This is a genomic window from Salicibibacter halophilus (assembly GCF_006740705.1).
GTDB classification, from domain to species: domain Bacteria; phylum Bacillota; class Bacilli; order Bacillales; family Marinococcaceae; genus Salicibibacter; species Salicibibacter halophilus.
This window is the reverse complement of sequence record NZ_CP035485.1, coordinates 2,288,834-2,311,135: the sequence shown is the minus strand read 5'-3', so window position 1 is coordinate 2,311,135 and position 22,302 is coordinate 2,288,834. Positions and strand designations below refer to the sequence as shown.

The window sequence follows — 22,302 nt, the reverse complement described above, 5'->3', positions numbered from 1 at the left end:
CTCAACCACTGCTCTCACCTACCTCGCCGAAAGACGCCAAGGGCAAGGAAATTGTTACGCTTGTTCCCTGGTTTGGCTCACTGGATACCGAAACCGAGCCCTGATGGGCGTCAATGATTTCTTTCGCGATGGCCAGCCCCAGTCCGGTGCCCCCAAGCTTCTGGCCCGGGCTTTGTCCACGCGATAGAAGCGTTCAAATATTTTCTGCTGATCTTTTTTCGGAATTCCCTGGCCTTCATCTTGGATATCTATCAACGCCTCGTCTCCTTTTATTTCGGCTCCAACCGTAATCGTGCCGCCTTCAGGAGAAAACTTGAGCGCATTGGAGATGATGTTATCCAACACTTGGGTCATTTTATCGCTGTCCATATTTACTTGAATCGGCCTTTGTGAGAAACGTCGGACAAACGAAACGTTCCGATCTTTCACGAGCATCTCAAATCGATCCACCAATTGATGCATCCAATGAAGCAAATCGTGACGTTCTGTATGAATTTCCTGCTCTTGCGCATCCATTTTCGATAATTGCAATAGGTCATTCACAAGACGTATCATACGGTCCGTCTCCACTTGAATCACATTTAAAAATCGCGGGGCAAGATTTTCATCTGCCATAGCGCCATCTTCCAATGCTTCCATGTAGCTTTTTAAAGTCGTTAACGGCGTGCGTAACTCGTGGGAGACATTTGCTACAAATTCCCGTCGCTCTCTCTCCAATGTTTCCTGTTCCGTGACGTCATGTAACACGGTGATCAAACCGGTCACAAAGCCATTTTCGCTTCGGAGAACGGAGAAATTCGCTTCAATAAGGGAATCGCCCCATTCACTACTGAAATCCAAAATCACCGGCTCCGAATAATCATAGAGGTCACTTGGCGCAACGTGGCCGGAAAGGTCCAATATCTCGGGCAGAGACTGCCCTTTTGCCCCTTCACTGTCTAAGGAAAGCAAGATTTCCGCTTGTTTATTAAGCAAAATAATACGGCCAAGTTCATCCGTGGCGATTACCCCGTCTGTCATATGGGATAAAACAGAGCTTAGTTTCCGCCTCTCCCCTTCTGTTGTAGCGTTCGCTTCCTTTAAATTCATTGCCAACGTATTGAAGGAAGAGGCGAGCTCCCCGATTTCATCATTTCCATAAACGCGAACACGACGACTGAAGTCTCCTTCACTCATCACGGCGGACTGTTTCTGCATGTCTTTGATCGGACGGGTAACGGTTCTCGATAAGAGGACACCGATGATCGCGGTAATCGCCAGTGCAACGCCTCCACTCGTCATAAATATGTTATTAATTTGCGTCACTTCGTTATACATATCTTCCATGGATGATTCCAAATGAATCGCTCCAATGACATCATCAACATCGTCGCCATGCAAAGGTTGCGTGATAACCCGCATCCGATGGCCGGTGTCCGGGTCCAACAACATTTCATTCGACTCTTGGCCAAGCAATGCCTGAGACACCCGTATTTCCGTATTTAGCAACCCTCCGCTTTGCGTTCCGTGTTGATTGTGGGCCAGTACATTCTGTTGGCTGTCCACCACTTGAATGGTGGAGCCGGTACTACTCAATTCGTTTACTTCATACCGAGAAATTAATTCGTTAATTTCTTGATTTATGTCGTTTTGATCCATTTCATCTGTTTCTTGTATAAGTGTCTCCTCGATATTATAAGCAAGCAGACTCATTTGGTCTTCCAATGCATTCCGATGATTATCGACAAATTGTTCTTCCAGGCTATCCATGAAAAATATCCCGATCACCTGAAATGCAATCAGCAAAAGCATGACGTAAATAAATATTAATTTAAATTGAAAAGATTTAAAGAAACCAGCAATTCGCTTCATCCAACTCTACTCCTGTTCGGGATGCCGGATATAATAACCTACCCCTCTTCTTGTCACAATCCAGTTCGGATAACTCGGATTATCTTCGACTTTTTCCCGCAGCCGGCGCACGGTGACGTCAACGGTTCGCACATCTCCAAAATAGTCGTAACCCCAAACAGACTGCAAAAGGTCTTCCCGGGACATTACTTGTCCAATATGACGGCCTAAATAATGGATTAATTCAAACTCCCGATGGGTGAGCTCAATCGGATTTCCCCGTTTACGGACGAGATAGGCTTCCGGGTCAATCGTCAACTCACCGATATGCTTGATACCGGTATTTTTTCGTTCTTCCTCGGGGACAACTTGAAGCCTGCGAATATTCGCTTTCACACGCGCGATCAATTCACGGGTGCTAAAAGGCTTCGTGACATAATCGTCGGCACCCAGTTCAAGGCCGAGCACTTTGTCGATCTCCGAGTCTTTTGCCGTGAGCATAATAATCGGCATATCATAATGTTTACGAACTTCACGGCACACTTCCATCCCATCTTTTTGCGGCAACATAATATCGAGTAAAATAAGGTCAGGAGTAAAAGCGTGCACTTTTTCCAGGGCCTCCGCACCGTCATAGGCAACTTCGATTTCAAAGCCTTCTTTTTGCAGTGAAAATTCCAGAATATCAGCAATCGGCTGTTCATCATCGACAACCAAAATTTTTTCATTCATGTTTTTTCTCCCCATTTCGTATTTCCGGCACTTTATTCTACAAGTATTGTAACATAGCTGCAAGGTAAATGACGTTTAACATAAAATACAAAAAACCCCGGGGCATTCCGGGGCTGTAAACGATAGTAATGGTGGCTCGAGACGGAATCGAACCGCCGACACGTAGATTTTCAGTCTACTGCTCTACCGACTGAGCTATCGAGCCAATATATGTAAATGGCGGGCCTGACGGGATTCGAACCCGCGATCTCCTGCGTGACAGGCAGGCATGTTAACCGCTACACCACAGGCCCGTATTTTCTAAAATAAATGGTGGACTCTTTGTTTGCTACGCTTCTTCTGGCGAAAATGGTGAGCCATGGAGGATTCGAACCTCCGACCCTCTGATTAAAAGTCAGATGCTCTGCCAACTGAGCTAATGGCTCATTACACCCAAAGACAGAATTCATCTTAGCACGTCCGGCTTTTAAATGCAATGGGGAATGGAGAATTGATCGTTGGAACACCCTAACCGTATGTTCACAAAAGACTGCGGTAAAAGTCAAGTAATTTTTTAAAAGAATTTACCGAGTCAATTGAAGGAGTGATGCCATGTCAGCGAATTTTGGGTATACCTAACAAGCCTTCATTTTGTTATTGGAAAACAAAGGTAGTAAAGGCTATAAAAGGAACGATTGTCAGTTCACATGCGCTTGACTTCAATGCTGAAACTGTTTAGATTGAAGGCAAGTGAAGAGTTACGTGTTGACTGCGTATTGTTCCGGTGGGCTTTTGGACCCATTGAGTTCTTTTTGTCGCGATGACGACCTTGCAGCAGCCGTGCTCTTCACTTTTTTGTGTTCAGAGCTTTCAGAGCTATTGGGTTGCTGCGTAACAGGTGTTTCACCGACGACGGACTCATCAGGAGCCTCCGTTGACTCTTTCACCTCCTGCTTTTGCTCGGTGCGCTCCTCAGGGGCCATGTAAAGTTGATTATTTGAGAGCATGGCATATACGAGACGCACGAGCTTACGGGCTGTGAGCGACAGCGCTCGTTTGTGTGAATGGCGAGGGGCTTCACTGAACTTCCGCTGGTAATAGGCGCGATATTCCTCGTTATGGTTGACGAGGGATTGAGCGGCTATTAAAAAACCGTGTCTCAGGTAGCTGTTGCCTGATTTGGTCATAAATGTTTCTTCAGCACGGAAGTTGCCGGACGCTTGTTTCCTCCATGTCAGGCCGGCATATTTGGCTAGCTGAGCTTGACCGGGGAATCGGTGCACATCTCCGATCTCGGCGATCAATAAAGCAGCCGTGACAGATCCAATGCCGGGAATCGAAAGGATGCTGGATTCCCTTCATGATCTTCTCAATCCGTTTTTTCAGGCGCTTGATGTGCTTTTCAAGCAACTCGAGTTGTTGCAGCGTTTGCTTGACCAATAGGTGAACGGAATCCACTAACCCATCCGGGATAGTAAAGGAATCCTGGGCTAACTGATGAAGCTGCCTGGCCTTCTCTTCCGGATCACGAAAGGAATTGCGGCTAAAGTCTACCAGCAGTTCACGAAGCTCATCGGTTGTAAGATCAGCCATGGCATCTGCTGATTTGTATTTTTTCATCAGCTTGGTTGCCGTCACGCTGAAGCGATCAGAGAACGGCTGGGTTCTGACCCATTCACTGAAGGTGAGATACAGGAAGGATCCTGCATAATTCTTCAGGTTGGTCTGTTGCTCGGTCAGGTGAATATAAAACCGTGTGAGTCGTTGGAGGGCCAGATATTGTTCACTATGAACGTGTTGGGGAGCGATCCCCCGTCCAAACCGAACCCGATCCGCAATAATGAATGCATCCACGGGATCGGTTTTATCCACATCGGGATAAGCGCCGCGGAAGGCCTCCACGATCTTTGGGTTCATGGAAATGAGCCGGGTTTCCCACTGTTTGATTCGCTCATTTTCTTGAAGCGTGTGAAATAGAGGGAACCAATACAGACCGGTCGCTTCCATGCCAATAGAGAGGGCGGGGGAGCCTTGTTGCTCCAACAGTTCATCGAGATGGTCAACCAATTGGTCAGCACCTGTCTGATTGTTGGGGTAGCGTTTGGGTTTTCCCACCGCTTTCCCATCTTGATCCATGGCATAAAATTGGAAGGTCTTGAGTCCAATATCAATGCCACAAAAAAGCTGGTTCAAGTGAATCACCACCTAAAAGAAATTTATGATTGCAAGATATAGGAGTTCCCAGAGCCTCAACCGGATCAACAACCTCGCTGATACTAGAACTCAAAGGAACAAACTGCGCGTTAGAAGTACCGGAAGAGGAGGGGGCGCACTCTTAAGGAGAAGTCACATGCAAAATGTGCAACAAGGAGGCGTCGCACTTCCCCTATATCCAACCGATATTATCAAGAAACTCCTTAGATCCTGCAATCCTTTTGAATCGCTCTACCCTTTTATCCCTTGAAGGATGATAGCTGCATCGTCCATTCCGTCAAGGGTAAAGGCTACGCCCGCGCTATCGCGCGCCCTTGACTGCATTCCCGCTGCAGCTGTTCAGTAGTTAAGGGATAAAAGGGAGAAAAAAGAGTAGGAAATTGAGTAACGAACAATTTCTGATTCAGTTTTCAAAGAGCAATAAAGCTTGATATCCCAAGGGTTATGCCCTTGTTAATCAACTGTATTTATTTTAGTACGAGGAGGCGTCTATGCCCAAGCAGCCTGTACACCGGCTTCGGTCACGCCCAAAAGGACCTTGGTTAATGACACAGACATGGAAAGATGTATTATTCGCCCACTGGCCGCTCCCACCGCGAACATTGCAAACGAAAATTCCGGAGCCTCTGGAGATCGACACTTATGACGGCCAAGCTTGGATCGGCATCGTTCCTTTTAACATCGTGCATTTACGTGCCCGTTTTCTTCCGCCTATGCCATTTGCGCATGCTTTCCCGGAAGTAAACGTACGCACGTATGTCACATTTAACGGCCAACCCGGCGTTTATTTTTTCAGCCTGGATGCCGAGCACCGGTTGGCAGTGCTCACGGCGCGCAAGCTGTTCCACCTTCCTTATTTCTATTCCGATATAAAAGTCCAAAGAAAAAAAGGCGGCATTCATTATCGCAGCCACCGGCCGGATGCCATGCTTGAAGCAGCTTACGAACCTTCTTCTACCGTTTTTACCGCCGAAAAAGACTCTTTGGATGCCTGGCTTACGGAACGCTATCGCTTATATACAACACATAAAAATAAGTTGTACGCGCTCGATATCCATCATCATCCATGGGCTTTGCAACGAGCAGAAGCGATTTTTACGAATACGACACTCGCCGCTTCACTCAGTCTGCATCTACCGGATACGAAACCTTTGCTTCATTATGCCAAAAGACAAAAAGTCTTCTTTTGGCCGCTTTACCGTTCAAACTGATATACTGATGGTGAACAATCAATAGGAGTCCAACATGATACGATACGCGACAAAGAAGGACATAAAAGAACCTGAATTATTCATACCTCCAAGTAAAAGCGTGAACGAACATCAAAGCTAACGATTTCTCGGTTTGGTTCAAAAAATGAGGTGTGATGATTAGCATTGTGACGAAGTATAGCGTCAAGCGCTGAAAAATGCCCTTTTTGGGACATACGTCTCCCTTGGTCTTGAAGTGGCTTTTAAAAAAAGAGGAGCGATCACATGTCACTCTAGTCTTAACCTTTGAATACGATTGAGCACATTCCAGAAAAAGGTTTCATAGACAAAGCTTGAAGATAATTTGAAATAAAGCGAACGCCCTGATTTCACCAATTTGCTTGCCACTTTGATGATCTTTGATCGTATGGTTTGGATTTGCATGCGTTTTTGTTCTTTCGGAAAACAAAGGGTGCGTAGCCAGTTGGTTAAATTGTAAGCTAATAAACTGAACATCATCCTTGTTTCATTAGCCTGAAACGAGTGGCTGCTCATTCGATCCAGGTCAAAACCATTTTTGGCTTCCTTGATATAATTCTCCATCGTTCCGCGTTTTTGGTAGGAACGGACGATATCCTTGGGGGAGAAGGCATCGAACAGGCTTGTCACAAAGAAGGCATGCTTAAAAAACAATTCACCTGCCGGACGAACGGATTGAATGATGACTTTTCTGGGCTTGGCCCATGATTTGGCTTGGTATTCGGTTTCCTCATAATAGCATTCGGTTTGTGTAACGTCAGATGGCGGCGTTGCCGGATGCAGTTCATCGGCTAGTCGTTGCAGGTTGGCGTTGGATTTCAAACGAATGACATAATAGACGGATTCGTCTTCAAGTAACTCATACAGCTCTGGAACCGCAAAGCCACTGTCCCCACGCAGAAATGGGATCGTTTCCGGAAACATTTCATTGTAATGGGTGATCAGGGGCTTTACAAAATCCACAACCCCATTAGATGTATAGACGTTGCCTGGTCGGAGTTGAGCCTTCATAAAATCACCGGTTATACCATCGAAAGCAACGAGAGGATGATAGCCGACGGTTCCATAATGCGCATTGTAATCGGTCGATTCTTGTTCGCCGTATGTATCGGCATGCGTGGAGTCCAAATCAAAGATAAGACTTTTTGAGCCCCTCGCTTGATGAACTTTATCTAAAAGCTCCTGGTTAGCTTGATTTAATTGTTTGATAGATGCTGTGTCAAACCGAGCAAAAAATCGGGATAAACTGGGTTGAGAAGCTAACGCATCCGTTCCAATGATTTGCCTAAACACGGGATCATCCGTTAATTGATCCGCCGCATCATCTTCATCATAGCCGGCAATCATCTGATAAATCTTTTGACGAAGCATGTGCTCATTCGAATGCACATGATACAGTCTCTCGTCTTGAAGGTGCAGATGTTTATCCAGGGTATGGAAAAATCCAAGTTTTTCATCGAATTCTCGAAATAAGACCTCTCCTGTATCAGAGGAAAGAGCACCTCCATCATTCGACAGCTTCATTTTGCGATTGAAATCCAGGGTTATTTGCGTTAAAGTAGCCATTAGAAGAATCCTTTCTGTGGTTATTTTGGGATAATTTAACTCTAACAGAAATGGATTCTTTTTTCATTTATTTGATGAATACTTAATTCAGGTGAATGCCTTGATAGCCAAGGTTTCGTAAGTCACTTTGGAATTTCTATGAATAGTTCAGGAAGAAATAATGGAAATCGTGAAGAAAACCGTTCAGATGATGAATGCAGAAGGCAGTGACCAATGGAACGAGTCGTACCCAACCACCGGGCATTTTTTGCAGGACATTAACAATCATTCCCTTTTCGTGCTGGATGCGCGGAGCAAATGATCGGTTTTATTGTGATCGACCGAGATATTGACCCGCGATTTCAACAGATGACTTGGACGACATTCACGCGAGGGAACCGGAAAACCGTACCCATTTTATTACTATGAAAAAATATTGGGAGGGGCAAAATAAATGGAGCGTTCGGATCGCATTAAAGAGGCGTTGCAAAGTCACACGGTGGCATTGCCCGACGGCACTTCACTTCCGCGCATTGGACAAGGCACATGGAAAATGGGGGAATATCCCGAAAAGAAAAAGGAAGAGATAAAAGCTTTGCAATTCGGCCTTGATTTAGGAATGAGTGTCATTGATACCGCGGAAATGTATGGGGATGGACAATCGGAACAGATCGTTGGCGAAGCGGTTAAAAATCGCAGAGATGAAGCTTTCTTGATTTCAAAAGTTTATCCCCACAATGCAAACCTGTCAAACATCCATAAAGCCTGCGAAAAAAGTTTGCAACGATTAAAGACCGATTATTTGGACATGTACCTTTTGCACTGGCGGGGACTTTCAGATGGATCGCTTCAGGAAACAGTGGAAGGTTTGGAAAAGCTTCGCAAGGAAGGGAAAATTTTACGGTGGGGCGTCTCCAATTTTGATACCTCGGATATGAAGGAACTTATGGGAATAGAAAATGGCTCCAATTGTTCCATTAACCAAGTGCTCTACCATTTAGGGTCACGGGGGATTGACTTTGATCTGCTCCCCTGGCACCGGGAACAACAACTACCAATGATGGCATACAGCCCCCTTGGCCAAGGCGGTTCACTCATCTCACAATTGATGAACAACCTGGACATTAAAGAAATAGCCGAAAAACACCAGGCAAAACCCCTGCAAATCGCGCTGGCATGGACGATACGAACAAAAGAGATACTTGCCATCCCGAAGGGCACGAGCCAAAACCATGTCATGGAAAACGCGGAAGCCGCCACGATAGAGCTGTCAGAAGACGATCTGCAAAAGCTTGATAAGGTATTCCCGAAACCGGATCGAAAAATGCCCTTGGATATCATTTAATAGAAAGGCCCCGGTGTTTGCGCCGGGGCCTAATCATTATAGTTTAAGCGAGATATATTTCGTTTCCAGAAACTCATCCATGCCTTGATGACCGCCCTCTCGGCCAATGCCGCTTTGTTTCCAGCCGCCGAATGGCGCTTGTGCGGTGGACGGACCGCCGTCGTTCAAGCCGACGATGCCGTATTCCAGTTGTTCGCTTAAGCGTATCGCTTTAGACACATCGCTCGTAAATAAATAGGCAGCCAATCCGTATATGGTGTTATTTGCACGTTCAATCGCTTCTTCCTCGGTTTTAAAGGTAGCGATAGGCGCGAGCGGACCAAATGTCTCTTCATTCATACAGGCCATGTCTTCTTTTACCCCGCTGATCACCGTTGGCGTCAGAAACAGCCCGTCTTTCTTTTTGCCGCCCGTAACGACTTTTGCCCCTTGCTTCTCGGCATCTTCTATATGGGAGATGACTTTGTCGACGGCATCTTCGTCGATTAATGGGCCAATATCGGTGTCATCATCAAGCCCATCGCCGATCTTTAAGTCTTCAACGGCTTGTTTAAATTTATTTGTAAAGGTCTCTTCAATCGATTCAGCCACGTAGATGCGGTTGGCACACACACAAGTTTGTCCACCGTTACGGAATTTCGACGTCACCGCTTGTTCCACCGCGTTGTCAATGTCCGCATCTTCAAGCACGATTAATGGCGCGTGGCCGCCAAGTTCCAACGATATTTTTTTCATCGTTTCCGAAGCGCCGCTCATTAATGTTTTCCCGACTTCGGTGGAACCGGTGAAGGTGAGCTTGCGCACGCGTTTGTCTTGTTGCCACGCCTCGCTGATTTCTCTTGAAGAACCGGTGACGACGTTGATCACCCCTTTAGGGATGCCTGCCTCCACCGCGAGTTCGGCAAGCTTCAGTGCTGTGAATGGAGTTTGTGTCGCGGGTTTAATGACAGCTGTACAACCGACCGCGAGTGCCGGAGCAATTTTGCGTGTAATCATCGCCGCCGGGAAGTTCCACGGGGTAATCGATGCGACAACCCCGACAGGTTGATGGGTCACAAACAAACGTTTGTCCGGTGCAGAAGCCGGAATCGATTCCCCGTAGTTACGCTTGCCTTCCTCTGCATACCATTTAATAAACGAATTTGCATAGGAGATTTCGCCACGCGATTCCTTGATGGCTTTTCCTTGTTCTTTCGTCATCGTTCGCGCGAGTTCTTCGTGATTGTCCCCGATGAGTTCAAACCATTTCTCAAGCTTGTTGCTCCGATCCTCGGCAGTAAGCTTGGACCACTCCGGAAAGGCTTCATATGCGGCAGTCGCTGCTGCTTCGGCTTCTTTTTCGCCGCCTTTCGGGATCGTATCGAGCACGTCCCCCGTCGCCGGATTGACTACATCGATTTGCTCCAGCTTATCGCCGGTCCATTCCCCGTTGATAAGTATATTCATTGTAGCAAAGCTCCTTTCTTTTCAAAGGATGTACATTAAAAATTTTCGGATCATCTTTCATATAGGTTCCCAACTTTACGCTTATTGAAACATCCCTTTCCGTGTTTTGGATGGAGTTAAATTAATTACAATATTGAGATAATTAAAGCAGGGACAATGCTCGAAGATTTTGCCCTTAAATACTCTATTTTTATGGTGTATAAATGTATGGGACGTTGGGGTTGGGCACGGACAATTTGTTCACGTTTTTTCTAAAATTGTCCGAGGTCAAGCCTTGTTCGGACATTTTACTCACCTTTCCAGAAAATGTGTCCGAACCCGCCCTCAGTTCGGACATTTTCCCCCCTCGTTCCATGTAATCTGTCCGAGATCATGACACTCCCCCGACCAAGTTCGTAATGAATGCTATCTTATCCTAAAACCCATACGCTTCTTCCTGTGCTTTGCGCATGTTTATATGCTGCTCTGTTCGGCCCACAGTGTCTTCGACCAATCGATCGATGCGGAGCAAGACATTGTCATTGGTGATCTCTTTGCGATGGAAATCTTTTTCCTCGATAAACACATAATCTTGAACGATTTGTGCTTTCATATACGATAAAATCGGTTTTAGCTGTTGTTCCACAATGAGAAAGTGCGTGAGCGACCCTGCAGTTACCAGCACACTCGCTACTTTATCCCGCAACCCGTCTTGAGGGAGCAAATCGAATATATTTTTCAATGTCGCGGGGATCGATGCTTGAAAAATCGGAGTTCCAAAGATAATGGCATCCGCATCCATGATCGTTTGGGCAACATATTTTGTATCCCCTTCATAGTCCAAAAAATTACGCCCGTCACTAAATTGTACATCATGGTCTGCTAAATCTATTAAAGTCACGTCGGCATCCGGGTATTTTTCAGAAAGGGTGTTCACCGTGTAATCCATTGCTGTTCTCGTTTTAGAGCCGACGTTGGAGCCGGATAATGCTACGATGTTCATTTTTCCTGCCTCCCTACTGCTTGGCTGTATATTTCTTGATTGCAGGTAATATTTCTGTCCCGATGAGCTCAATGTTTTTTCGTAGTTTATCAAACGGTACGCCGCCGAAGTCCATTTGTGCAATAAAACGCTGATGGCCAAACTGTTCATGTTGATAAAGAATTTTTTCGATCACTTGCTGCGGGCTGCCTACGTTTATGACGGTCCGCAGATCATCACTCTGTGCAAAGGCTTGCTTCGGAAATCCCCGCCCATTCGTCAGCTTCATGCCTTCATTGATATGAGGATAGTATTCCTTCTGTGCCTGCTGGGTCGTTTCCGCTGTATAAAAGAAGCCGGCTGTTGAAATCGGCAGCGTTGATGGATCAAACCCACTTTGGCGTGCAGCATCGCGATAAGCATCAACCGCCTGCTTAAAACTGGAAACGGGACCGCCTAAATGAGCCAAATACATCGGCACACCGGCATACCCTGCTTTGATCGCGCTAGCCGGTGTCCCGCCGACCGCGCGCCAAATCGGGAGCGACCCATTTTGAGGGCGCGGAAGCACCCGGGCGTCTTTTAACGGAGCACGGTACTCCCCGTCCCAATTGACGACGTCTTCTTGGTTGATTTTCAATAATAAATCGAACTTTTCTTCATAAAGCTCCTCATAATCGCGAAGATCGTAACCGAGCAAATCAAACAAACCCACACGCGAAGCACGGCCTGCAACAATTTCCGCCCGTCCCTTCGAAATCAAGTCAATCGTCGCGAAATTTTCATACACACGTACTGGATCCGATGTGCTGATGATCGTCGAAGAACTCGATATTTTTATTTTTTCGGTAGCCTGGGCAATTGCCGATAACACAACCGCGTGCGCTTGCGTGGCAAAATACTCTTGATGGCTTTCTCCCACACTGAAAAAATCAATCCCTGCCTGTTCGGCCAACTGCGCCAATTCAATAAGTTCATGAATACGCTGTTCGGCAGATATTCTTTCGCCGGCTATGGGGTTCGGCAAATGATCGCCTAATGTATAAAGGCCAAACTCCATGCCTTTTGACGGATCGATGCGATAGTTTTCCATTTGGTTAATCCCTCTCTTTTTGTGAACCTACATGACTATTATAAGGTATAAAACCTAAAAGTATAAGTACGCACCTTTAAGTGGTATAGTATATAAACAGATACTATGGGGGATATGGCATGAATATTGATCCCGACCAATGCCAAGTCGAGGAAGCTTTGGAGATTGTGGTAGGAAAATGGAAACCGATTATTTTATTGTACTTGTTAAAAAATGGAACGATGCGATTTAATGAACTCAAACGAAGCGTACCCAATATTACACAAAAAATGCTAACAAAACATTTACGGGAATTGGAAGAAGAGGATATTATCGCGCGAACAGTATACCCGCAAGTTCCGCCAAAAGTCGAGTATTCGATCACGGAATATGGGAGGAGCTTGGAACCGATTTTAGAAGCGATGCATGAATGGGGGACCAAACACCTGAATCGCAATATCAAAACAAACGCGCAATAACCTGTCGGTAGTCCCAGCACTTTCCCTGTGAACCATGCGCCTATATGTTGAATAGGATGACGTGAACCTAACCTAATGTACTTGAAAGGAGCGTCATTTCAGATGAACCAGCACGACCCTCACCGCCAAGGAAATGGGCCCCCTCCCTCAAACCAACAGAGACAGTTTGGCCCTATTTTCGACGGATTAATCGGTGGTTTTTTCGGACCTCCCGGACAGCCACCTACGGGGACTCCAACCCAACCGACACAAACGGGAGCTCCTACCGCGCCACCTCCGGGTTTTACCCCGCCAAGACCTGACGGAGTCGCCACATTTGCCGTTGATCCGGGAGCTATACGGGGATGCTTATTCCGTTTCACCTATGTTTGGTTGACCAATCAACAACAATTTTGGTTCTATCCCATATTTGTTGGTCAAACGTCTGTAGCAGGGTTTAGATGGACTGGATTTTCTTGGTCCTATTTTGGCATTGACACACGTTTAATCGATTCATTCCAGTGTTTTTAAAAATAAATGACATACCAAAATTACTCAGGGGTCACACTGGAAACCTTCACACTTTCTTGATAATGTTGGAAAAACTTGGCTTCCACCAAATCCTTATAGTGGAAGCTTTAGTTTTACTTATACTTTAATTATTCACCAAATTTAAACATTATTAAAGTGCAAAAAGCTCTGGCTGAGCGAGTGTGTCCCCTCGGGGTAGCTTTCCATCAGTTTGAGGGATTAAATCGGGATTGTAATCCCCCTCGGAGTAACTTTCCCTTTCTTTGAGGGATTACTTCGCGGTTGTAATCCCTCTCGACGTGTCTACTCATCCCTTTGAGGGATTACTTCGGCTTTGTAATACCTCTCAGACCAACTCCCCCTCCGTTTGAGGGATTAGTAGGGATTAGTTCGGGTTATATATATACAAAAAAGACTGCCCGACGGCAGTCTTCATCCTTACAATCCCCAAACGCCACGCACTTCGTTCGTTTGCGTGCGGTCCGGTCCAACTGAAAACACCGATAACGGAATGTTTGTCAGCTGCGCGATACGTTCCGCGTAATGCCGTGCACGCGGCGGCAAATCACCGAGGCTCCGCGCTTCGGTAATATCCTCGTCCCATCCCGGCATTTCTTCGTAAATGGGCTTACATTCGGCGAGCACATTCAGGCTGGCGGGGAATTCTTCGATCCGCTCCCCTCGATACTCGTAAGCCACACAAATCTTCACCGTATCAAGTCCTGACAGCACATCCAGACAGTTTAAAGACAAGTCGGTAATCCCGCTTACCCGGCGAGCGTGCCGAACGACAACGGAGTCAAACCATCCGACGCGGCGAGGGCGTCCTGTCGTTGTCCCGTATTCATTGCCGATATCGCGAATGCGGTCGCCTACCTCATCGGTGAGTTCGGTCGGGAACGGTCCGTCACCAACCCTTGTCGTATAGGCTTTTGATACCCCAACGACATGATGGATTTTTGAAGGCCCTACACCGGAACCAATCGTTACTCCACCGGCAATCGGGTTTGAAGATGTGACAAACGGATACGTCCCTTGGTCGATATCAAGCATAACTCCCTGGGCGCCCTCAAACAGGACACGCCGCCCTTGATCAATGGCATCGTTCAACACGACCGACGTGTCACACACATAGCTTGCCAAACGCTGGCCATAATCATAATACTCATCAAGGATATCTTCGATGCGGAACCCTTCCGTTTCATAGATTTTTTCCAACAGTCGATTCTTCTCTTGCAGGTTCCGGGCCAGCTTATCGGCAAATTCGTCTTTTTCAAGAAGATCGGCGATGCGGATGCCGACCCGGGCTGCCTTGTCCATATAGGCCGGCCCGATGCCTTTTTTCGTCGTCCCGATTTTACTTGTCCCTTTGCTTTCCTCTTCGGCAACATCCTGCTTAATATGATAAGGAAGAATGACATGGGCACGGTTGCTGATCCGCAAATTGCTCGTGTCAATGCCGCGAGCTTGAAGTCCTTCCAGCTCTTCGACTAATGCTTTCGGGTCAATCACCATCCCGTTACCGATAACACAGGTCTTTTCATCCGAAAAAATACCGGAGGGCACGAGGTGCAACTTGTACGTTTCACCGTCAAATTTAATCGTATGTCCAGCGTTGTTGCCCCCTTGATAACGGGCAATCATTTCCGCATTTTCCGATAGATAATCCGTAATCTTTCCTTTGCCTTCGTCCCCCCATTGTGTTCCCACGATAACGATGGATGACAAAAGACTCACCTCTTCCCATTTAATGTTCCGTGATTCTGTTTAATCCGGACTTTATTTTACCAAAATAAACGATTCCGGTCAAAAATGCCGAACATTAAACGTCTTTATATTATATTCATTCGTTTTTAGGCACCGGGCGGCGCTACGTTTTCGTCATGTTTCCGATCCAAATTCACAAATTTATTATATTCCTTGATAAATGCCAGTTCCACGTTCCCGACTGGTCCGTTTCTTTGTTTGGAAATAATGATTTCGATAATGTTTTGATTTTCAGCTTCTTGGTCATAGTAATCTTCCCTGTATAAGAAGGCAACAATATCCGCATCTTGCTCGATACTCCCCGATTCCCGCAAATCCGACATCATCGGGCGTTTATCCTGTCTTGATTCCACCCCCCGGGAAAGTTGGGAGAGAGCAATCACGGGGACGTTTAGCTCGCGCGCGATCGCTTTAAGGTTTCGCGAAATCTCCGAAACTTCTTGCTGGCGGCTTTCGGTGCCGCGTCCCTGAATGAGTTGAAGGTAATCAATCATCACCATGCCGAGACCTTTTTCCTGCTGCAAACGCCGGCATTTGGCACGGATATCCGCAACTTTTATGCCGGGAGAATCATCAATATAAACGCCTGCACGCGATAGGGTTCCCATTGCCATTGCTAATTTTTCCCAATCTTCTTCCAGCAGTTGACCGGTACGAAGACGAGAACCATCAATATTTCCTTCCGCGCATAACATCCGTTGCACAAGCTGCGACGCACCCATTTCAAGACTGAATATCGCCACATTTTCATCTGTTTTCGTCGCGATATTTTGGGTGATGTTCAAGGCAAAAGCTGTTTTTCCCATGGATGGACGCGCGGCAACAATAATTAAATCACTGTTTTGAAAACCGGCGGTCATACGGTCCAGTTCCTGAAACCCACTCGCGACTCCCGTAAGTGCGTCGCCACGGCTTTGCAGCATTTCAATATTGTCGTACGTCTCCATAAGCACATCTTTGATGGATAAAAAAGACCCGGATGTCCGCCGATTCGAGACCTCCATGATCATCCGTTCCGCATCGCCGAGTACTTCATCCACTTCCTGCTCTTCCGTATATCCTTCGGAAACAATCGAGGTTGCCGCGCGGATCAATCGCCGCAACAGCGCTTTTTCCTCAATGATTCGCGAATAGTACCCTACATTTGCCGCTGTCGGCACAGCATTGGCTAGATCGGTAAGATAGGAAATTCCGCCGGCTTCTTCCAACCATTCATGATCTTGCAACTGTGAAGTTACTGTAACAAGATCAATGGGTTCTCCCTTTTCCATAAGGTCGGTCATCACCCGAAAAATCCGTTGATGGGCGGCTCGGTAAAAATCTTCAGGCCTTAACCGTTCCGTGGCAGTTATAAGGGACGCTTCTTCAAGAAAAATCGCCCCTAATACCGCCTGCTCAGCTGCTATATTTTGTGGCGGCGTGCGTTCACCGCTTATAACATCACTCACCGCACGGCCTCCTTTCCCCGTTCATGTTTACTTTTGCTCATTAACATGAATGTCAACCGTGGCAATCACTTGCGGATGAATTTTAATCCCGACTTTTGTTACCCCCAGCGTCCGGATCGGATCTTTTAAGTCGATTTTACGTTTATCTATCTCGAATCCTTGTTGCTTGAGAGCTTCCGTAATCTGCTTTGTAGACACAGCACCGAATAGACGGCCGCCTTTTCCGGATTTGGCAGAAATCTCCACGGTCGTTTGTTCCAGTTCCTGTTTCTTTTCCTTGGCTTTTTCCAATTCTTGCTCTTCTTTTCGTTCATCACTGGCTTTTTTCTTTTCCAGTTCTTTCATGTTGGATTTCGTGGCTTCTACCGCAAGTTGGTGCGGATATAGATAGTTCCGAAAATAACCTTCCGATACGTCTTTGACTTCCCCTTTTTTGCCTTTGCCCTTCACATCTTTTTGGAAAATAACTTTCATCCTGCGTTTCCTCCTTCCAAATAGTCGTTGATTGCCCTTTTCAGACGGCTTTCCGCCTCATGGAGCGAAACGTCTTCCAATTGCATGGCTGCATTGGTTAAATGGCCGCCTCCCCCCAATTGTTCCATAATGACCTGCACGTTCACATCCCCTAACGAACGGGCACTAATGCTAATGCGACCGTCTTTAAGTTTAGAGACGACAAACGCACCCTTGACCCCGTTCATCGTGAGCAACGTATCCGCCGCTTGCGCAATCAGCACCTGATGAAAGGATTCATCTTCTTCGCTTCGCGCGATAGCCATTCCGGCCTTATAAATATAAGCCTTTTGAATGAGCTGGGAACGCTGAACATATTGGTCAAGATCCTCTTTTAATAATAACTGTACAGCAGTTGTGTCAGCGCCATTGGCCTTCAAAAATGAAGCAGCATCGAAGGTACGGGAGCCGGTGCGAATACTGAAATTTTTCGTATCCACCATCATTCCCGCGAGCATGGCTGTGGCTTCCAAGGCATCCATGGATACCCGGTTCGGTTGATATTCCAAAAGTTCGGTGACAAGCTCAGAGGCCGAAGAAGCATACGGTTCCATATAGACGAGCGCGGGATCATCGATAAATTCCTCTCCGCGCCTGTGATGGTCCAGGACCACGACGCGATGGACACGTTCAAGCAACTTCGGCTCGATAACAAGCGACGGTTTATGGGTATCTACGATCACGAGAAGCGTCTGCCTTGTCAGTTGTTCCAAAGACTCGCTCGGTGTTAAAAATCGAGACCAAAGATATTCATGTTGTTCTACTTCATTCATAAGCTTGTGAACATCCGGGCTTACGTCACTCGGATCCACAACGACGTAAGCATCCTTTTCGTTTACTTCAGCAACTTTTAAAACACCAATACCTGCCCCAATGGCATCCATATCAGGAGTTTTATGCCCCATTACAATCACTTGGTCGCTTTCAAGCACAAAATCCCGCAGAGCATGGGAAATGACACGGGCACGCACTCGCGTCCGTTTTTCAACTGCATTTGTTTTACCGCCGTAGAAACGCACTTGCCCGTTCCTTTCCTTAATGACCACTTGGTCACCCCCGCGGCCAAGCGCCAAATCCAAACTCGATTGCGCGAGCGCGCCCAATTCCCGCGGCGTCTTTTCTCCGCTGCCAATGCCTATGCTGAGCGTAAGCGCCACTTTTTCCTTCATGGTCACTTCCCGAATATCGTTAATGATTTGAAAGCGATTATTTTCAATCTCCTGCAAGGTTTTGTAATTTAAGAGAGCGATAAATCGGTCATCGGCAACGCTGCGCAGGAAAATGCTATAATCGTTGGCCCATTGATTGATCTGGGAAAGCACGCCTCCCCTTAGACGACTCGTCACCTGGTCTTCCAACCCTTGGGTCACATCATCATAGTTATCCAGTAAAATATGGGCGATGACAGGCTGCTCATCATTGTATAAATGTCTCGTTTCCACCGTTTCCGTCATATCAAAAAAGTACAAGAGACGTTCTTCTGCGCGTTCATACACATAATGTTCCCGTTCGTTTAATTGCAGCCGATGCTCCGTCTCTTTGTTTCGGATGATTTCAGGGAGATCACCGGAAAGTACCGAGATTGGCTTGCCGATATATTCTTTTGGCAAGTAGGACAGAAGGTATGGGTTTGCCCATTGTATCGTCTCGTTCTGATCATACAACAAGATACCGACGGGAAAATTTGTGATTGCTTCTTCTCCCGCGCGATTCACCCGGTGGCTTAACCTCGAGATGTATTTTTTGACATCCGATTCCATTCGTTTGTGTATATGGTACGCGAGGTAAGTGGATCCGAGTAACACTGCAAAACTAAACACAGCAAGTTGCCAATGAAATAAGGAAAGCGAGATATTCATCAAAACTGCAACGCTAAAAACGAGCAATATGGGGTAATCATACCAGTGCTTTCTTAAAAAATTAGGCATCTGCTCAACCCCTATTTATTAGACTTGATCCGATTTTTTAAATCCATTCCAATATCCAAAATCCCGAGAATTCGAACGAACACTTGGACTAACGGAAGCATCAACCCCGGAAAAAGGATCAAGATCGGGAGTGCTCTCGATATATTCCGCATATATGCAAATTGGAACATAACCGATGCCCCCTGTATAATCATGGCAAATTCAAGCAACGGAAAGATATTGGACACAATCATGTGCATGGTCGTTCCCTCATCTTCGATGACTGCCAAGCGCATGATGATTCCTGCCAAGTAGTACCAAAGAAAAACCCTCGGCAATGACCATTCTCTGAGGGGCGGAAACCGATACGTCCCTCCGACCAGCCTTCTTAAAAATTGGTGGGCAATGAGTTGGGTCAAAAATGCGTAGCCAACACCGGTCATAATCATGATCAGCGGCGCAATTTGCGGGATTTGCGCAATGGAATCGCGGTAAAAATCCAGCTGGTCTTCATCTATTTCCTGATCAAAGGTCGTTAACATTTGTTCCGCAGAGTCGACGGAGTCCTCCATTCCGCTTTGAAGCGCTTCAAACGGATGAATATCAAGAATGACCACCGAGCCGACAAAAAGCAGGAGCAGTGTGAAAATATAGCTTAAACTCCCTGCAAAAAGGGTTCGAAAGGCAGACCTTTTGAAATGGAAACTGACCCCGACCACATAACCGCCCACACCAAATAAAAGCACGAGCGGAACCGAAAAAGCCGAAGCGATTAAAAAACTGGCAACAAAGCTGACAGCAAGGACCAGTGCCCCGGGCTTCGGCCCGAAACGGACCGTGTATATCAGGAGAGGAATGGGAAGAACCCATACGAATAGGATACCTAAAAAAGGTATGTAAACGGTGGCTGCCGTCAAAATTGCAAAGAGGGCAACCATGACCGCCCCCTCGGTTATTTTTCTTGATTGATTCATGCCATCCCCCTTCTGGAAGTGAGAGGTGAGAGGTCAACAGCGAGAGATGCCTACCTCTCATACTGATTTTCAACCTCCGGAATGGAGGCATTTAAGCACCCCTATTAACATATTTCACTGGTCCATTGTAGCCCATACATCTACAAAAAGAAAGAACGAGCATTTTTCACTTTAATTGCATATATTGGAAAAGGGTAAATAACACCGGAAACCGCGGGTTCTTTTCCCTCGCCCTTTAACTCCCTCCGAAGAAGCCTTGCCGTTTGATGGTTGTCCGATTATCCTTCAGCACACATGAAGAAAGAACACTGCCGAGGACGTCGACAGTGTTCGTAAGTGGCCATTAATCTTCTTTTGCGTATGGGAGTAACGCAGCTTGACGTGAGCGTTTAATCGCGGTCGTCAATTTACGCTGATATTTTGCAGATGTTCCGGTTACCCTTCTCGGTAAAATCTTTCCCCGGTCGGAGATAAACTTCTGGAGAAGATTAACATCTTTATAATCAATGGTTTTGATCTTATTAACCGTAAAGTAACATACCTTTCTGCGCTTGCCTCTTCGGCGTGCCATAAGGACTCCCTCCTTCTAAATATTTTTGTTCGATGGAAAGTGTTTAGAATGGTAAATCGTCGTCGGAAATATCGATCGGTTGTCCGTCATTTGAAATCGGATCCTCATTCAAATTGGAGGAGGGACGTTGGGATTCTTGCCCATATCCGGCATTTCCCTGGTAATAGTTGGATGAGCCGGAAGCAGCCCCCACTCCCTGATCATCACCGCCTCGATTGGCGGTGACATTGCGGGGCTCCAAAAATTGGACGCTTTCCGCTTGTATTTCAACGACATTTACGCGCCGTCCTTCCCGATTTTCATAACTGCGACTTTGAACGCGGCCCTCGACGCCGGCCAAACTTCCTTTTTTCAAGTAGTTAGCGACATTTTCCGCTTGTTTTCTCCAAACCACGCAGTTCAAAAAATCTGCTTCCCGTTCCCCATACTGGTTCGTAAATGGACGGTTGACAGCGATGCCGAAATTAGCGACTGCCACGCCGTTCGGAGTGTACCGCAATTCAGGATCCCGAGTGAGACGTCCAACAAGCACGACGCGATTAATCATTCCAAGCCCTCCCATTTATTTAAAGAATGCTTTAGTCATCATCTCGAACAACGAGCGTTCGAATAACTTCATCGGTAAGTTTTATACGACGGTCGAATTCATTAACGGCGTCAGGGGTTGCCTGCACTTTGAGGACAACGTAATACCCCTCGCGGAAATCCTGAATTTCATAAGCGAGGCGTCGTCTGCCTTTTTCATCGACATCCGTTACCTCCGCGCCATTATCGGAAAGGATTTGGTTCAAACGCTCAATGGTTGATTTGACTGCATCCTCGTCCAACGTTGGCCGTAAAATGTACAAAATCTCGTAGTTACGCACGTGCGTCACCTCCTTTTGGTCTAGACGGCCCCCATAATGACACTTACGGGAGCAAGGAGCAAAACGGGATAAACCCTCTATTTACTCACATTACAGCATTTTAACAAGAACAACGGCCATATACAATACCTGAAACGAATTTTGTTTCATATCAAAGGATAAAACGTCTAAAAAAGGGATCATATGTTTGTTTTTTTATTATAACACACTATCCTGAAGATGCAAGTTTTAGAGGCGCTTTGAAGCAAAAAAATGAGCCTGGGCAAGAGTGTTTGATCATGGGTCCATATATTCCGCTCCGGAAATATACTTCGCTTTCCGCGGACGGTTGACCGTTTTTAGCCGGCCAGGAGTCTACGTAGATTTCCTCCGCTATGATCGTGCACGGTTTGTTTTTAGGCTCGCAGCGATGATAAAAATTGTATGATGATGCTAGCGATATAATTTTACGAATCGAGCCTAATAATATATCGTAAGAAAGCTCTTTACGGACGTATTTTATGTGCCGTTTCCTAAATTATAGCGTATCGCGCGTTTAAACGATCATATTTTGTCTAATATTTCCGAATTACATCGCATGATGCCCAAACACAGGGCGCTTTGAATTTATACCGTGGCCGGGACAAAACCTCTTCGGATTTCTGAAGCCTAATTTACGTTTCACACATATGTCTGTACGAGGCAAAGAGAAAGTGGAAAATGAATTAGGGGTTGCATTCATGGCGGTAAACTTGAGAAAGCACACCGCCGTGAACATGCACCCTCCCATAGATGACGACAATCATCCAAACCAAAAAGGATCCAATCATCAGAAACCGATGATTGGATCCTTTTTTTAATTACTTTCGGCAGGTTTTGTCCCGGCCTCAAATCTTTCTCCCGAATTAAGGCAGTCAACTCGATCCTCGGACGAT

Annotated in this window: 19 protein-coding genes, 3 tRNA genes and 2 pseudogenes; 5 read left to right on the top strand and 19 right to left on the bottom strand. The window is 46.4% G+C overall.

Annotated features, from left to right (window positions below):
* Window position 1: 1 nt before the first annotated feature.
* The 7 genes and pseudogenes from EPH95_RS19665 to EPH95_RS11245 all read right to left on the bottom strand — a co-directional run bounded on the left by EPH95_RS19665 (window position 2) and on the right by EPH95_RS11245 (window position 4,734).
* Window positions 2–1,638, bottom strand: a pseudogene (locus tag EPH95_RS19665) (ATP-binding protein).
* Between the two features lie 219 nt (window positions 1,639–1,857).
* Window positions 1,858–2,562 carry a response regulator YycF gene (gene yycF, locus EPH95_RS11270; protein WP_142090035.1) on the bottom strand — a complete coding sequence of 235 codons (705 nt, stop codon included), beginning with the start codon at window positions 2,560–2,562 and terminating at the stop codon, window positions 1,858–1,860.
* 129 nt (window positions 2,563–2,691) lie between these two features.
* A tRNA-Phe gene (locus EPH95_RS11265) sits at window positions 2,692–2,767 on the bottom strand.
* 12 nt (window positions 2,768–2,779) lie between these two features.
* A tRNA-Asp gene (locus EPH95_RS11260) sits at window positions 2,780–2,855 on the bottom strand.
* Window positions 2,856–2,911: 56 nt separating this feature from the next.
* A tRNA-Lys gene (locus EPH95_RS11255) sits at window positions 2,912–2,987 on the bottom strand.
* 312 nt (window positions 2,988–3,299) lie between these two features.
* Window positions 3,300–3,845, bottom strand: a complete 546-nt coding sequence (locus EPH95_RS11250; RefSeq protein ID WP_227003880.1) for a transposase — start codon at window positions 3,843–3,845, stop codon at window positions 3,300–3,302.
* The gene (locus EPH95_RS11245) at window positions 3,739–4,734 is read right to left on the bottom strand and encodes an IS110 family transposase (RefSeq protein WP_142088028.1); all 996 of its coding nucleotides are present in this window, start codon (window positions 4,732–4,734) and stop codon (window positions 3,739–3,741) included. The genes EPH95_RS11250 and EPH95_RS11245 overlap by 107 nt, the downstream gene beginning before the upstream one ends.
* A 512-nt stretch (window positions 4,735–5,246) precedes the next feature.
* Here EPH95_RS11245 and EPH95_RS11240 point away from each other — a divergent pair.
* A complete protein-coding gene (locus EPH95_RS11240; protein WP_142090033.1) occupies window positions 5,247–5,966 on the top strand; it encodes a YqjF family protein in 720 nt (239 codons plus the stop codon).
* A 267-nt stretch (window positions 5,967–6,233) separates the two neighbouring features.
* Here the strand turns inward: EPH95_RS11240 and EPH95_RS11235 are convergent, their stop codons facing one another.
* Window positions 6,234–7,550, bottom strand: a complete 1,317-nt coding sequence (locus EPH95_RS11235; RefSeq protein ID WP_142089345.1) for an IS1380 family transposase — start codon at window positions 7,548–7,550, stop codon at window positions 6,234–6,236.
* Between the two features lie 160 nt (window positions 7,551–7,710).
* Between EPH95_RS11235 and EPH95_RS18865 the strand changes: the two genes are divergently transcribed.
* Together EPH95_RS18865 and EPH95_RS11230 are read left to right on the top strand one after the other, a co-directional pair.
* Complete coding sequence (locus tag EPH95_RS18865) at window positions 7,711–7,851, top strand: hypothetical protein (RefSeq protein WP_160141733.1); 141 nt, start codon at window positions 7,711–7,713, stop codon at window positions 7,849–7,851.
* A gap of 132 nt (window positions 7,852–7,983) precedes the next feature.
* Window positions 7,984–8,874, top strand: a complete 891-nt coding sequence (locus EPH95_RS11230) for an aldo/keto reductase (protein WP_142090031.1) — start codon at window positions 7,984–7,986, stop codon at window positions 8,872–8,874.
* Window positions 8,875–8,910: 36 nt separating this feature from the next.
* Here the strand turns inward: EPH95_RS11230 and EPH95_RS11225 are convergent, their stop codons facing one another.
* From EPH95_RS11225 to EPH95_RS11215, 3 genes are all read right to left on the bottom strand, one after another.
* The gene (locus EPH95_RS11225) at window positions 8,911–10,314 is read right to left on the bottom strand and encodes an NAD-dependent succinate-semialdehyde dehydrogenase (RefSeq protein WP_319592844.1); all 1,404 of its coding nucleotides are present in this window, start codon (window positions 10,312–10,314) and stop codon (window positions 8,911–8,913) included.
* A gap of 421 nt (window positions 10,315–10,735) precedes the next feature.
* Entirely contained in the window at window positions 10,736–11,302 is a 567-nt protein-coding gene (locus EPH95_RS11220) for an NADPH-dependent FMN reductase (RefSeq protein WP_142090027.1), read from the bottom strand.
* 13 nt (window positions 11,303–11,315) lie between these two features.
* Entirely contained in the window at window positions 11,316–12,374 is a 1,059-nt protein-coding gene (locus EPH95_RS11215; protein ID WP_142090024.1) for an LLM class flavin-dependent oxidoreductase, read from the bottom strand.
* Between the two features lie 119 nt (window positions 12,375–12,493).
* On the opposite strand from EPH95_RS11215, the gene EPH95_RS11210 reads away from it, so the two are divergent.
* Window positions 12,494–12,832, top strand: a complete 339-nt coding sequence (locus EPH95_RS11210) for a winged helix-turn-helix transcriptional regulator (protein WP_142090022.1) — start codon at window positions 12,494–12,496, stop codon at window positions 12,830–12,832.
* A gap of 948 nt (window positions 12,833–13,780) precedes the next feature.
* On the opposite strand, the gene EPH95_RS11200 is transcribed toward EPH95_RS11210, so the two are convergent.
* From EPH95_RS11200 to rpsF, 8 genes are all read right to left on the bottom strand, one after another.
* Entirely contained in the window at window positions 13,781–15,070 is a 1,290-nt protein-coding gene (locus tag EPH95_RS11200) for an adenylosuccinate synthase (protein ID WP_142090020.1), read from the bottom strand.
* 125 nt (window positions 15,071–15,195) lie between these two features.
* On the bottom strand, window positions 15,196–16,557 hold the full coding sequence (gene dnaB, locus EPH95_RS11195; RefSeq protein ID WP_142090018.1) for a replicative DNA helicase: 1,362 nt from the start codon (window positions 16,555–16,557) through the stop codon (window positions 15,196–15,198).
* Between the two features lie 27 nt (window positions 16,558–16,584).
* Window positions 16,585–17,031 carry a 50S ribosomal protein L9 gene (gene rplI / locus EPH95_RS11190; RefSeq protein ID WP_142090016.1) on the bottom strand — a complete coding sequence of 149 codons (447 nt, stop codon included), beginning with the start codon at window positions 17,029–17,031 and terminating at the stop codon, window positions 16,585–16,587.
* A complete protein-coding gene (locus EPH95_RS11185; protein WP_142090013.1) occupies window positions 17,028–18,998 on the bottom strand; it encodes a DHH family phosphoesterase in 1,971 nt (656 codons plus the stop codon). The genes rplI and EPH95_RS11185 overlap by 4 nt, the downstream gene beginning before the upstream one ends.
* An 11-nt stretch (window positions 18,999–19,009) precedes the next feature.
* Window positions 19,010–19,951, bottom strand: a complete 942-nt coding sequence (locus tag EPH95_RS11180; RefSeq protein ID WP_142090011.1) for a YybS family protein — start codon at window positions 19,949–19,951, stop codon at window positions 19,010–19,012.
* A 343-nt stretch (window positions 19,952–20,294) separates the two neighbouring features.
* Complete coding sequence (gene rpsR / locus EPH95_RS11175) at window positions 20,295–20,522, bottom strand: 30S ribosomal protein S18 (protein ID WP_142090009.1); 228 nt, start codon at window positions 20,520–20,522, stop codon at window positions 20,295–20,297.
* Window positions 20,523–20,565: 43 nt separating this feature from the next.
* The gene (ssb, locus tag EPH95_RS11170; protein WP_142090006.1) at window positions 20,566–21,069 is read right to left on the bottom strand and encodes a single-stranded DNA-binding protein; all 504 of its coding nucleotides are present in this window, start codon (window positions 21,067–21,069) and stop codon (window positions 20,566–20,568) included.
* Between the two features lie 31 nt (window positions 21,070–21,100).
* Window positions 21,101–21,388 (bottom strand): 30S ribosomal protein S6, encoded by a 288-nt coding sequence (gene rpsF / locus EPH95_RS11165; protein ID WP_142090004.1) that lies wholly within the window; start codon window positions 21,386–21,388, stop codon window positions 21,101–21,103.
* 629 nt (window positions 21,389–22,017) lie between these two features.
* Here rpsF and EPH95_RS19235 point away from each other — a divergent pair.
* Window positions 22,018–22,227 (top strand): annotated as a pseudogene (locus EPH95_RS19235) (IS5/IS1182 family transposase); the annotation flags it as partial.
* Window positions 22,228–22,302 lie beyond the last annotated feature (75 nt).